We start from the raw sequence: 13853 nt of genomic DNA on the forward strand, positions 1-13853 counted from the left end.
ACGGCGTTTTATTTATATAGATCCTTATCTATCTGATAGCGTTGCATTTTGTCGTACAGGGTTTTTCGAGGCACGTTCAATTGTTCCATGGTTTGTTTGATACTGCCGCTGTTCTCAAGTAATGCGCTTTCTATCGCGGCTTTTTCAAATTCTGCCACTTGTTCAGCAAGGCTAGATGAAGATGGTGAGGTCGAGGCGGTATCTCCCAATTGGATTAGTTTACCAAGTAGGACAAACCGTTCAGCCGCATTTCGTAGTTCGCGCACATTACCCGGCCAATCATGCGCCATTAATTGAGCCAAATCTTGTGAGGAGAGGCTAGGAGAGGTTTTGCCGTAACGAGATGCGGCAACCAATAAAAAGTGATGAAACAGCGCAGGAATGTCCTCTTTGCGCTGGCGCATTGGTGGTAGATCGAGCGTGACCACATTAAGGCGATAATAGAGATCCTGACGAAATGCGCCTTCCTCTGCGGCTTGTTTTAAGTCGACCTTAGTTGCGGCAATGACGCGAATATCCAACGGCAGCAATTTGTTGGAGCCGACACGCTCAATCACTCTTTCTTGAAGCACTCGTAGCAAACGGATTTGTGCCTGAATCGGCATTGATTCAATTTCATCCAAAAACAGTGTGCCGCCCTGAGCAAATTCAAACTTACCAATTCGGCGACTTTCTGCTCCAGTAAACGCACCTTTCTCGTGCCCGTACAACTCGCTCTCAATCAGGTTTTCCGGTACTGCGCCGCAGTTTACGGCGACAAAGTTATGGTTGCGACGAGCGCTTTGCTCATGCAATGAACGGGCAATCAGCTCTTTACCTGTGCCTGTTTCTCCAAACAGCAAGATATCCGCATCGGTATCGGCAATGTGAGTGATAGTTTCACGCAGCATTTGGATACTCGCGGTTTCGCCAATGATACGCGGACCAAGGGTTTTACTGGCTTTGAGTGACTGGCGCAGTTTTTCGTTTTCATTGGTGAGCTTTCGCTTCTCAATGGCCCGCTTAACGGTTTCCACTAGGTGCTCTGGCGCAAAAGGTTTCTCGATAAAATCGTAAGCGCCCTGATGGAGAGCTTGTACGGCCATGGAGATATCGCCGTGTCCGGTGATCATGATGACAGGGAGGTTTGAATCGCGCTGAGTGAGTGTGGTCAGCAAGTCCATGCCAGAAATTCCCGGTAAGCAGATGTCGGTGATCACGACGCCCGCTTCTTCGCCTTGCTGCATGGCAATTAAAGCCGATTCAGCATCCGGGAAAAACTTGGCATCAATATCCGCCAGTTCAAAGGTTTGTTCGATGGCGAGTCTGAGATCGGCTTCGTCGTCAATAAAAAACACCTGACACATGGTCTCATCCTTCTGGTTGTGCGGCGATTGGTGAAACAATAGGTAAGCAGAGTGAGAATCGAGCACCGCCTTGTTCTCGATTCTGAGCGCTTAATTTGCCGTTCATTCCGGCCAAGATTTGTTGTGAGATAGATAGCCCCAACCCCAAGCCGTTTTGTTTGTTGGTGAGGAAAGGTTCACACAGTTCTGAAAGGGTAAAATCGCCAAGTCCTGTGCCGTTGTCATCCACATGAATCCAGACGAGTTTGGCCTCGCTGTCTTGCTCTACGGATAGCACAACTTGTTTGTCGTCATGCTCCTTAAGCGCCTCTATCGCATTGGTGAGCAAGTTTACTAACACTTGTTCTAACTGGATGGTATTGATCTGCACCTCTACATCCTGCTCTAGCAAATTCGTATCCAAGGTTACGCGAGCTGATTTCAGTGCTGGCTTCATCAACTCTTTTACTGATGCGATAACCGGTAAAAGATGAGTGTGTACCAATTCATTGCCACTGGTTTTTTTCGCGAATGAGCGCAACTGCTGACTGATGTTCGCCATCCGGTCTGTAAGGGCAGAGATGCGAGTGAGGTTGTCCTCGACACGTTTGAACTTTTCCTTCTCTAGGAACAATTTACCGTTCTCTGCAAAACTGCGAATGGCTGCTAATGGGTTGTTGAGCTCATGGCTGATGCTGGCTGACATTTGCCCCAACACCGCCAGCTTCGCTGCTTGCACCAATTCATCTTGGGTTAGACGAAGGGTTTGTTCGGTTTCAATCCGTTGAGCAATCTCTGCTTGTAACTCGGCCGTTCGTGCCATCACTTGATATTCCAGCTTTTGATTGGCTTCTTGTTGAATCCGTTCCAGTTGAAGGTGACGCTGCTGGCGGTGATAGATAAGCTGACCAACCAAAAACAACACAGTGAAGACAAGCGTCAAGACGAGCAAATAGCCCATCGTTATCCAAACCACGGACTGCTTTGGAGACAATACTCGAATCGTGAGTTTGAGATCTTTCAAAGGAAGAGAAGAGATCACCAAGGTACCTTTGTTGTATGGGTAGCCTTGCTTCGCCTCTGTGTGGGTTAATTCCATGTCGCCGACAAAACCCAGAGATTCAATCGTGGTATCTAAATACTGGCGACTGGCCCAAACTTCAGCAGCTTTTGGCTCGTCGAGTGGTTGTAAGCTCTTGAATAGCCAATCACTACGGCTGCTCATAAAAATAATGCCGTTTGGGTCACTCGCAACAAAGATGCTTTTCGGCTGCTGCCAATTGTCTTCTATCTTGCTTAAATCCATTTTGACCACAACGACGCCTAAAACGCCTCCTGCATACACGAGAGGATAGGAATAGTAATAGCCTCGCTTTCCTGAGGTAGAACCCAGAGCATAGTATTCCGCTCGCTGACCAATAATCGCATGTTTGAAGTAAGGACGAAAAGCGAAGTTGCGGCCAATAAACGAGCGCTCTTTACGCCAGTTACTGGCTGCGATCGTTGTGCCCCATTTGTCGATCAAATAAGTGTCCGCTGCAGCAATAACATCATTGACTGACTCTAAGTACCGATTAGTGATTTCTAGCTGCGCGCTGTTGTTCGGATTGAGCAGCGCTTCAACCAAAGGTTCGTCTTTTGAAAGTAGGTGAGGGATGTGGGCGTACTTGTCTAACTTGTTTTGAATGTGGCTAGAAAAACGTTCCAATTGGGATTGGTGTTTATCGAGCAAGGACTGGTAACTGGCATTCCAAACCCAATGTCCGCCGGCGAACGCGCAAAGGAAATAGAAGGCGAAAAAAATCAGTAGAATACGGTTTCTTTGCGACATCCTTACGCTCCTTGCTACCTTCCCTTTTACCACATAAGAAAATGTTAATGGTTTGTAGGAATGAATAGGGATTTAGTTTCCAACTCTGTGGAGTAAAACAAGAGCAAGATCTCTTTTTAGGCTTTTCAATAAAAAAAGCTGTCGATTCTCTTGAAAAAGTCGCTATTGTCCCCATTCTAGATATGCTGGCAGCGTTGAAGCGGTATTCAAATCGCATTTTTCGCTATTTTTTGAGTCGGTATTCGAGAATTTAGCGCAGACAATGTCCACATAGTGGCTATTGGCTCGACAGGGTTGCGACAGATCGCTAGAATGTCGCGTCTAAAAATTCTGTCCTGAGGCTAATAGGAGATACCTTTGGTGATGACGCCGAAGATATCACTGATTAGTCCGGTGTTGAGATTCAGCATCGATACTCGATTTTAAATTAGGTGTTCGGACAGGACACTACACAAGGATGAAGCGTGAACTCAAAGAGTCTCGCTCATACGCTCGGGAAGACCGGGCCACTTTAGAGGTTTATATATAATGCAAGTTACTGTTGAAACGCTAGAAGGCCTAGAGCGCCGTCTAAACATTACTGTTCCAGCTGCAAACATCGAAGACGCTGTAACAGCTGAACTACGCAACATCGCTAAAAACCGTCGTTTCGATGGTTTCCGTAAGGGTAAAGTGCCTCTAAAAATGGTTGCTAAGATGTACGGCAAAGCAGTACGTCAAGACGTTCTTGGTGAAGTTATGCAACGTCACTTCATCGAAGCGATCGTAAAAGAGAAAATCAACCCAGCTGGCGCACCAACTTTCGCTCCAGTTGAAAACAACGAAGGCGCAGATCTAGTATTCACTGCAACTTTCGAAGTTTACCCAGAAGTTGAACTAAAAGGCCTAGAAAGCATCACTGTTGAAAAACCAACAACAGAAGTTAACGATGCAGACGTAGAAGAGATGATCGAAACTCTACGTAAGCAACAAGCTACTTGGGCAGAAGTTGAAGAAGCTGCAGAAGCTGGTAAGCGCGTAAGCATCGACTTCGTTGGTTCTATCGACGGTGAAGAGTTCGAAGGCGGTAAAGCTGAGAACTTCCCACTAGAAATGGGCGCTGGTCGCATGATCCCAGGTTTCGAAGACGGTATCGAAGGTAAAACTAAAGGTATGGAATTCGAAATCGACGTAAACTTCCCAGAAGATTACCACGCTGAAAACCTAAAAGGTAAAGCAGCTAAGTTCGCAATCAAAGTGAACAAAGTTGAAGCTCGTGAACTACCAGAACTAAACGACGAGTTCGTTTCTAAGTTCGGTGTTGCTGAAGGTGGCGTTGAAGCACTTAAAGCTGAAGTTCGTAAGAACATGGAGCGCGAACTTAAGCAAGCTGTTAAGAACCGCATCAAAGAGCAAGCTATCGACGGTCTAGTTGAGCAAAACGAAATCGACGTACCAGCTGCACTTATTGACCAAGAAATCCAAGTTCTTCGTCAACAAGCTTCTCAACGCTTCGGTGGCAACCCAGAAGCAGCTGCACAGCTTCCACGTGAACTGTTCGAAGAGCAAGCTAAACGTCGCGTTGTAGTTGGTCTTCTTCTAGGTGAAGTAATCAAGTCTGAAGAGCTAAAAGCTGACGACGAGAAAGTGAAAGCGCTAATCGAAGAGATGGCAACAGCTTACGAAGATCCATCAGAAGTTATTGCTTACTACGAGCAAAACGAGCAAATGATGAACAACATGCGTAACGTTGCTCTAGAAGAGCAAGCAATCGACGCGATCATCGCTAAAGCACAGGTTACTGAGAAAGAAGTAAGCTTCAACGAGCTACTTAACCAACAACCTGCTGCTTAATAAGCAATATCTTGCGTAGAAGGTTGACTTAACGTCGACTATTCTGCTAACAATGGTCCGTATGATACACATCATCCGGGCCATTTATTTTAGGGACATAAGAATATGAGCTACCAAGAAAAAAATGCAATGTCGCCAATTATTGACGCGCTAGTGCCAATGGTGGTTGAACAAACTTCCCGCGGCGAACGCTCTTACGACATTTACTCACGCTTGCTTAAAGAGCGCGTGATCTTTTTAACCGGTCAAGTGGAAGACCACATGGCAAACCTTGTCGTGGCTCAGCTACTTTTCCTAGAATCTGAAAATCCAGATAAAGATATTTTCCTATACATCAACTCGCCAGGCGGCAGCGTAACAGCAGGTATGTCTATTTACGACACCATGCAGTTCATCAAGCCAAATGTGAGCACAGTATGTATGGGTCAAGCTTGCTCAATGGGTGCGTTCCTGCTTGCAGGTGGTGCGCCGGGTAAGCGTTACGTTCTGCCTAACTCACGTGTGATGATCCACCAACCACTAGGTGGCTTCCAAGGTCAGGCTTCTGATATCCAAATCCATGCTCAGGAAATCCTGACTATCAAGCAGAAGCTAAACAACCTATTGGCAGAGCATACAGGCCAGCCTCTTGAAGTGATTGAACGCGATACTGATCGTGATAACTTCATGTCGGCAGATCAGGCTGTAGAATACGGTATTGTGGATGCAGTGTTGAGCCACCGCGGCGAGTAATTTAGCCAGCGCATTTTGGCTAAATTTGATATACACTCATTCATAAAGAGTAAAGGCTAAGAGGTTAGCGAATGACAGATAAAAGCAAAGAAAGCGGCAGCGGCAAATTGCTGTACTGCTCTTTCTGTGGCAAAAGTCAGCACGAAGTTCGCAAGCTAATCGCAGGTCCGTCAGTTTACATTTGCGACGAGTGTGTCGACTTATGTAACGATATCATTCGCGAAGAAATCAAGGATGTTCTCCCTAAGAAAGAATCTGAAGCGTTACCAACGCCAAAACAGATCCGTGAACACCTTGATGACTATGTGATCGGACAAGATTACGCGAAAAAAGTGCTCGCAGTTGCGGTATATAACCACTACAAGCGTTTACGCAATGGTGATACAACGAGCGAAGGTGTGGAGCTTGGTAAGAGTAACATCCTTCTAATTGGTCCAACGGGTAGTGGTAAAACTCTGCTTGCTGAGACGCTAGCTCGATTCTTGGATGTGCCATTTACAATGGCCGACGCTACCACACTAACCGAAGCTGGTTACGTAGGTGAAGACGTTGAAAACATCATCCAGAAGCTTCTGCAAAAATGTGATTACGATGTAGCGAAGGCTGAACGCGGCATTGTATACATTGACGAAATTGACAAGATTTCTCGTAAAGCTGAAAACCCATCTATTACGCGTGACGTATCTGGTGAAGGTGTTCAGCAGGCGCTACTAAAACTTATCGAAGGTACGGTTGCATCGGTTCCACCACAAGGTGGTCGTAAGCATCCACAGCAAGAATTCCTACAAGTGGACACGTCTAAGATCCTGTTCATCTGTGGTGGTGCATTTGCTGGCCTAGATAAAGTGATTGAACAGCGTGTAGCGACAGGCACAGGTATTGGTTTTGGCGCAGAAGTGCGCTCTAAGAACGAAACCAAAACAGTCGGTGAACTATTTACTCAGGTAGAGCCTGAAGACCTAGTGAAATACGGCCTGATCCCTGAGTTTATCGGTCGTCTACCAGTAACAACAACACTGACAGAGCTTGATGAAGAAGCGCTAATTCAGATCCTATGTGAACCGAAGAACGCACTGACCAAGCAATACGCAGCATTGTTCGAACTAGAAGACGCTGAACTTGAGTTCCGTGAAGACGCGCTACGTGCTATCGCTAAGAAAGCAATGGAGCGTAAAACGGGTGCTCGTGGTCTACGTTCAATCTTAGAAAGCGTTCTGCTAGAAACCATGTATGAACTGCCATCAGCGACGGACGTAAGTAAAGTCGTGATTGATGAATCAGTGATTAACGGTGAATCAGAACCATTGCTCATTTACAGCAACGCCGACAATCAGGCCGCTGGAGCAGAATAAATTCAGCCATGAATAGAAAGGAGGTAAGTAATTACCTCCTTTTTTTATTTCTCTTATTGAATCCAAATAATTAGACCCCATATACTGCCTTAAGTAATACGTTAAACGTGAAAGCGGAAGAGAGAATTATATGAACTTGGAACGTTCCGAGCGTATCGAGATCCCGGTATTACCTCTACGTGACGTAGTGGTCTACCCACACATGGTTATTCCATTGTTTGTTGGTCGTGAAAAATCGATTAGCTGTCTAGAAACAGCGATGGAAACAAACAAACAAGTTCTGCTTGTGGCACAAAAGCAAGCGGACACTGATGAGCCGACGGTTGACGACCTATTTGAAGTAGGTACGGTTGCAACCATCCTCCAACTTCTTAAGCTACCTGACGGCACGGTTAAAGTGCTGGTTGAAGGTCAGCAACGCGCGAAGATCAACCACTTTAAAGAAAGCGAATTCTTCCTTGCTGAGGCAGAGTTTGTGGTAACGCCTGAACTTGAAGAGCGTGAGCAAGAAGTGATTGTTCGCAGCGCTATCAACCAATTTGAAGGCTTCATCAAGCTAAACAAAAAGATCCCGCCAGAAGTGCTCACTTCGCTAAGCGGTATTGACGAAGCGGCGCGCCTAGCAGATACCATTGCAGCGCACATGCCTCTTAAGCTTGTAGACAAACAACAAGTACTTGAAATCATCGATGTAACTGAGCGTCTAGAGTTCCTAATGGGCCAGATGGAATCAGAGATCGACCTTCTTCAAGTTGAGAAACGCATCCGCGGTCGTGTTAAGAAGCAGATGGAAAAATCTCAGCGCGAGTACTACCTGAATGAGCAAATGAAAGCGATTCAGAAAGAACTTGGCGAGATGGAAGATGCTCCTGACGAATTCGAGACACTGAAGCAAAAGATTGAAGAATCTAAAATGCCTCAGGATGCGCGTGAAAAGACAGAACAAGAGCTGCAAAAGCTTAAGATGATGTCTCCAATGTCTGCAGAAGCGACAGTGGTACGCAGCTACATCGATTGGATGGTAAGCGTGCCTTGGAATAAGCGCTCTAAAGTGAAGAAGAACCTTGCGAAAGCAGAAGAAATTCTGAACGAAGACCACTACGGCCTAGAGCGCGTAAAAGAACGTATTCTTGAGTACTTAGCGGTACAAAACCGTATCAACAAACTGAAAGGTCCAATCCTTTGTCTTGTTGGTCCTCCTGGTGTTGGTAAAACATCGCTAGGTCGCTCTATTGCAGCGGCAACGGGTCGTAAGTACACGCGTATGGCACTGGGTGGTGTACGTGATGAAGCTGAAATCCGCGGTCACCGTCGTACATACATTGGTTCGCTACCAGGCAAACTTATTCAGAAGATGTCGAAAGTAGGCGTTAAAAACCCACTGTTCCTTCTGGACGAAATCGACAAGATGTCTTCAGACATGCGTGGCGATCCATCTTCAGCGCTGTTGGAGGTTCTAGACCCAGAACAAAACAACGCGTTTAACGACCATTACCTAGAGGTAGATTACGATCTATCTGACGTTATGTTCGTTGCGACGTCTAACTCGATGGATATTCCTGGTCCTCTACTAGACCGTATGGAAGTGATTCGTCTGTCTGGTTACACAGAAGATGAGAAACTAAACATCGCAAAACGTCACCTTGTTGATAAACAAGTTAAGCGTAATGGTCTGAAACCAAACGAAATTACCATCGAAGATTCTGCAATCATCGGTATCATTCGTTACTACACGCGTGAAGCGGGTGTACGTAGCCTAGAGCGTGAGATTTCTAAGATCTGTCGTAAAGCAGTGAAAAACATCCTACTGGATACGAGCTTGAAGTCAGTGACAGTTACGATGGAAAACCTAAAAGAATACTTAGGTGTTCAACGTCATGATTTCGGTAAAGCGGATGACAGCAACCGTATCGGTCAAGTAACTGGTCTAGCTTGGACACAAGTGGGCGGTGACCTTCTTACGATCGAAACGGAAGCTATGCCGGGTAAAGGTAAGCTAACGCAAACCGGTTCTCTTGGCGATGTTATGAAAGAGTCGATCCAAGCAGCAATGACGGTTGTTCGTTCACGTGCCGAGAAACTGGGTATCAACTCAGACTTCTACGAGAAACGTGATATCCACGTACACGTACCGGAAGGTGCTACACCAAAAGACGGCCCAAGTGCGGGTATCGCAATGTGTACAGCACTAGTTTCTAGCTTGACAGGTAACCCTGTAAAAGCAGAAGTGGGTATGACAGGTGAGATTACGCTACGTGGTGAAGTTCTACCTATCGGTGGTCTAAAAGAGAAGTTACTTGCGGCACACCGTGGTGGCATCAAAACTGTACTGATTCCGAAGGACAATGAGCGCGATTTGGAAGAGATTCCAGAAAATGTTATCGCGGATCTGCAGGTTATCCCAGTACAGTGGATCGACGAAGTTCTTAAAGTTGCACTAGAGCGAGACCCGACAGGCGTTGAGTTTGAGTCTCAAAAATAGTGATGTGCAGCAAAAATAAGTAAAACTTTACGCTGATAGGCCTAAAAAGGCTTGTCAGCGTTTTTTTTGGACGCTAAGTTAAGTTCGATAGCTTCCAGCCCTTGAAGAATAAGGGGTGGAGCATATTTTCTTAATTATGGAACGAACGTCATCACAAAAATAATCACAGATGACACAAAGGGGAAATCACAGTGAATAAAACTCAACTAGTAGAACAAATCGCAGAAAACGCAGACATCTCTAAAGCATCAGCTGGTCGCGCTCTAGACGCATTCATCGAAGCAGTAAGTGGTACGCTTCAGTCTGGTGATCAAGTTGCTCTTGTTGGCTTCGGTACGTTCAGCGTACGTACTCGTGCAGCACGCACAGGTCGTAACCCAAAAACTGGTGAAGAAATCCAAATCGCAGAAGCTAAAGTACCTTCTTTCAAAGCTGGTAAAGCTCTAAAAGACGCTTGTAACTAATTCTTTGTGTCACTGACACAAAGCTAGTTCTGCTGACGGCCATTGCATAATTTTTGCTCAAATAGTCAAATTTGAACAAAAATTTACAAACTAAGAGCCGAACTTTTTTAAATTATGCGCATCCTACTGATGCGCATTTCTTTTTCTGATATTATCGCGACATTACATTTTCTATTAGAAGCAGTCGGCTTCAATTGTGGAGAGCAGTTAAATTATGATGGATCGACTACGCGAAGGCGTGAACAGCATCGCGGTCAAAATTATCCTTGGACTTATCATCCTATCTTTCGTATTTGCAGGTGTAGGTAGCTACATCGTTGGTGGTAACAACAACTCAGCAGCGAAAGTAGGTAACACCGAGATTGCTCGTGGTGAGTTCGAGATGGCATACCAAAATGAGCGCAACCGCATGCAAGCTCAATTGGGTGATTACTTCTCTCAAATGCTGGCTGACCCTGCATACGTTGAATCTTTCCGCAAATCTGTTCTAGATCGCATGATCAACGACGTGCTGCTTGACCAACAAGCAGAAGCGCTTGGTCTACGCATTAGCGATGCACAAGTACGTAGCATGATTCTAGACATGCCTCAGTTCCAATCTAACGGTCAATTTGATCAAGACATTTACCAAGCGTCTCTGCGTCGTGCTGGTTTCTCTCCAGACTCATTTGCAGAGTACATGCGCCGTGAATTGGTTCGTGAGCAACTATTGAACGCACTTCAAACAAGTGAATTCACACTACCTGGCGAAGTTCAGGCAGAAGGTAAACTGTTCACTCAAACTCGTGACGTTCGCACAATTACTATCGATTTGAATGAGTTTGCTAAGAAAGTAGATTTGACTGATGAAGAAATTCAAGACTACTACAAAGCAAACCCAGACATGTTCACTCGTCCTGAGCAAGTTAAAGTTGCATACATTGAGCTTTCAGCTGAAGAGCTTAAGAAGCAAGTTCAAGTTTCTGACGAAGACGTTAAGAAATACTACGACGAGCACCTAGACAAGTATTCTACAGAAGAGCAACGTCGCGTAGCGCACATCCTTGTTGAGGGTGATGACGAAGCGAAAGCACAAGCGATTCTTGACGAGCTAAACGCAGGCGCTGACTTCGCAACAGTAGCGAAAGAAAAATCAGACGACTTTGGTAGCGCAGAAAACGGCGGCGACCTAGGTTGGATTGAGCGCGATGTAATGGACCCAGCATTCGAAGAAGCGGCATTTGCTCTTAAGAATCCAGGCGATATGACTGGTCTAGTGAAGTCTGACTTCGGTTACCACATCATCAAGCTTGAAGAGTTAAAAGGTGCGGTTGCTAAGCCTTACTCAGAAGTTGCGGCTGAAATCAAACAAGAGATGATTGACCAGAAAGCGGTTGATCAATTCTACGAACTACAAAACGAACTTGAAAAAGTGGCGTTTGAGTTCCCTGATTCTCTAGATGACGCATCTAAAGCTGTTGGTCAAAAAGTGAAGACAACAGACTTCATCTCTCAAGCTGATGCTCCAGAAGTGCTGAAGAACCAAGCGGTAATGCAAGCAATTCTAAGCCCTGAAGTGAAAGAAGACGGCCTAAACTCTGAAGCAATCGAAGTTGCACCAGAGCACATCATCGTTGTTCGCGTTGAAGATGCTCGTGATGAGACTGTACTTCCTCTAAACGAAGTGAAAGACCAAGTGGTTGCTGAGCTATCTCGCGTTAAAGGTGAGCAAGGCGCAATCGAACTAGGTACTAAAGTCGTTGCGGCTCTGAAAGAAGGCAACAAAGACATTCTTGCTGAAAACAACCTAGCGTTTGGTGAGCAAGAGTCTGTAGACCGTCGTTCTCCGCTAGCATCAACAGTATTTGCGATGGCGAAACCAGTTGATGGTAAGCCTGTTTACGGTCAATCTAAAGACCTAGAAGGTAACATCGTGGTTGTTGAGCTAGACGCGGTTCACGCAGAGCTAGACAGCGCTCTAGAAGAGCAAGTGGCGACACAAATGCAACGTGCGTCTTCTCAGCTAGACCTTTCTTCAGTAATCGCTGTACTGCGTGCAAACACTGACATTGAGTACTTTGTTGTGAGCAACTAAGCATTACTGATGTAATTTGCATGTTAACTAAAACGGGTCGCATTAGCGGCCCGTTTTATTTTTGTCTGAACCAACTTCTATGACAGCAATACTTTTCCTAGAGTGATCCTCGTTTTTGATAATTCGATTTAGGGGAGAACACTCAAATGAAATGGATGTTAACACTGTGTTTGCTGCTATTGGCGCCAACGAGTTGGGCGGAAGAAGGCAAGTCTGCAACGACAAAAGCGGCCAAGTATGACGGCATTGAAATTACTGTTAATGTGAATACGGCTACCGCGGAAGAAATTGCGACACTACTGAATGGTATTGGAACGAAAAAAGCGCAAGACATTGTTGAGTACCGAAATGAACATGGCCCATTTAAAACCGCAGCGGACTTAAGCAAAGTGAAAGGCATTGGTGAAGCGACGGTGAAAAAGAACCAAGATCGTATCTTACTTTGATTCACGCTTTGATTTGAAAAGCGAAGTTCTGTTTCCTATTACTGCTTTCCCGAACCAAAGCGTTTTTCTGGTTCGGGATTTTTTGTTTTATCGAGGTTTGTGCTCACTCAGATTGAAGCGTATTAACCGAATATACGACGATGCGTTAGTTTTTCTAACCAAGCCATGCCCATCCCCCCGATAGCACCAAATAGGTGAGCATCAACAGCGACACGAGCACCAATCATTGCGGCCGTGCTTGTTGAAGGGCCGTAGAACTGCTCCCAAGCGACTTTTGCAATTAAACCGCCTACCAGTACTAAACTGCTTCTTCTGCCGTCGAAAACCTCTGCCAGAGCCCAGAAACCAAACAATCCGTGTAGAACTCCAGACAATCCAACGTAAACCGACATTTTGGTGAATAAGTTCATTGCACCAACGAAGGTACATAGAACAAGAAAGACGATAGAGAAGTTACGCACCGAAGGGCGAAAGATGAATCCAATTACCCATAAGCCCGCTAAATTCATCCCTAGGTGAGCAAAGTTGGTATGCGTCAGATTTCCTGTTACGATTCGCCACCATTCGCCATGGCGTATATTGTAAGCGTGCCATTCGGTTAGGCTTGCCATTGGTTCGAATTGCAGTATTAAACAGATAACGCTGATGATGCTCAGCAATGTATAAAGGTTCACTCTATGTCTCGTTATTGTTCTCAGTGTGGAAAGTCGCGCAAAGCTTGTATTTGCCAATGGATTGTACCGCTAGCAAACGAGGTTGAACTTATCATCCTTCAGCATACGAGTGAAGAACATCGTCCTCTTGGTACGGCACGGATTCTCAATTTGAGCCTAAATCATTGTACTTGCCTGATTGGAGAAGACTTTTCTGACAACGCAGCGTTGAACACGTTGCTTGAGGACGACACCTACCAATATTTCATTCTTTACCCATCAGAACAATCGTTGTGCCTTTCAGAGTTGGCGACGGTTGGTGAGACGGCAGATAAGAAAATACGTTTGATTTTACTCGATGGTACTTGGAAGAAAGCCTACAAGATGTGGCAACTTTCGACCAACTTGCATGCTATCCCAACGGTTAAACTGCCAGAGGATCTGCAAGGGCATTACACCATTCGTAAGGCTCCTTCGAACAACAGCCTATCAACAGTGGAAGCCGGCTTTCATGCACTGAGCCTTATGGAGACTGGGAAAGATTTCACGCCTTTGCTAACGGCGTTTGAGAAGATGATTGAATTTCAAATCGCCCAGATGCCTCCGGGCGTATTTGAAAAGAACTATCTTAAAGACGAGTAACGAATCGATAGAGTACTTC

11 protein-coding genes are annotated in these 13853 nt (G+C 45.6%); 8 read left to right on the top strand and 3 right to left on the bottom strand.

Going from position 1 to position 13853, the window contains the following annotated elements; translation table 11 throughout:
- Window positions 1–8: 8 nt before the first annotated feature.
- Both KIT90_RS17085 and KIT90_RS17090 read right to left on the bottom strand, forming a co-directional pair.
- Window positions 9–1346: a sigma-54 dependent transcriptional regulator gene (locus tag KIT90_RS17085; RefSeq protein ID WP_285377722.1), complete on the bottom strand. Its 1338-nt coding sequence runs from the start codon at window positions 1344–1346 to the stop codon at window positions 9–11.
- Between the two features lie 4 nt (window positions 1347–1350).
- Entirely contained in the window at window positions 1351–3156 is a 1806-nt protein-coding gene (locus tag KIT90_RS17090) for an ATP-binding protein (RefSeq protein ID WP_285377724.1), read from the bottom strand.
- A 528-nt stretch (window positions 3157–3684) separates the two neighbouring features.
- Between KIT90_RS17090 and tig the strand changes: the two genes are divergently transcribed.
- The 7 genes from tig to KIT90_RS17125 all read left to right on the top strand — a co-directional run bounded on the left by tig (window position 3685) and on the right by KIT90_RS17125 (window position 12539).
- Window positions 3685–4989 (top strand): trigger factor, encoded by a 1305-nt coding sequence (gene tig, locus KIT90_RS17095; protein ID WP_005437602.1) that lies wholly within the window; start codon window positions 3685–3687, stop codon window positions 4987–4989.
- A 105-nt stretch (window positions 4990–5094) separates the two neighbouring features.
- Window positions 5095–5721, top strand: a complete 627-nt coding sequence (clpP, locus tag KIT90_RS17100) for an ATP-dependent Clp endopeptidase proteolytic subunit ClpP (protein WP_005430931.1) — start codon at window positions 5095–5097, stop codon at window positions 5719–5721.
- A 71-nt stretch (window positions 5722–5792) separates the two neighbouring features.
- Complete coding sequence (gene clpX / locus KIT90_RS17105) at window positions 5793–7073, top strand: ATP-dependent protease ATP-binding subunit ClpX (protein WP_005430932.1); 1281 nt, start codon at window positions 5793–5795, stop codon at window positions 7071–7073.
- A gap of 130 nt (window positions 7074–7203) precedes the next feature.
- Entirely contained in the window at window positions 7204–9555 is a 2352-nt protein-coding gene (gene lon / locus KIT90_RS17110) for an endopeptidase La (RefSeq protein WP_005437599.1), read from the top strand.
- Window positions 9556–9746: 191 nt separating this feature from the next.
- Window positions 9747–10019 carry an HU family DNA-binding protein gene (locus tag KIT90_RS17115; RefSeq protein WP_005430934.1) on the top strand — a complete coding sequence of 91 codons (273 nt, stop codon included), beginning with the start codon at window positions 9747–9749 and terminating at the stop codon, window positions 10017–10019.
- A gap of 214 nt (window positions 10020–10233) precedes the next feature.
- Complete coding sequence (ppiD, locus tag KIT90_RS17120) at window positions 10234–12093, top strand: peptidylprolyl isomerase (RefSeq protein ID WP_041054820.1); 1860 nt, start codon at window positions 10234–10236, stop codon at window positions 12091–12093.
- 146 nt (window positions 12094–12239) lie between these two features.
- On the top strand, window positions 12240–12539 hold the full coding sequence (locus tag KIT90_RS17125; RefSeq protein WP_285377729.1) for a helix-hairpin-helix domain-containing protein: 300 nt from the start codon (window positions 12240–12242) through the stop codon (window positions 12537–12539).
- Between the two features lie 122 nt (window positions 12540–12661).
- On the opposite strand, the gene rrtA is transcribed toward KIT90_RS17125, so the two are convergent.
- Window positions 12662–13213, bottom strand: coding sequence for a rhombosortase (rrtA, locus tag KIT90_RS17130; protein WP_285377730.1), 552 nt, complete (start codon window positions 13211–13213; stop codon window positions 12662–12664).
- Window positions 13214–13216: 3 nt separating this feature from the next.
- Here rrtA and KIT90_RS17135 point away from each other — a divergent pair, with 3 nt between their 5' ends.
- Window positions 13217–13834 carry a tRNA-uridine aminocarboxypropyltransferase gene (locus KIT90_RS17135; RefSeq protein ID WP_285377732.1) on the top strand — a complete coding sequence of 206 codons (618 nt, stop codon included), beginning with the start codon at window positions 13217–13219 and terminating at the stop codon, window positions 13832–13834.
- Window positions 13835–13853 lie beyond the last annotated feature (19 nt).

It is taken from the genome of Vibrio sp. B172a, assembly GCF_030248355.1.
Classification (GTDB): domain Bacteria; phylum Pseudomonadota; class Gammaproteobacteria; order Enterobacterales; family Vibrionaceae; genus Vibrio; species Vibrio owensii.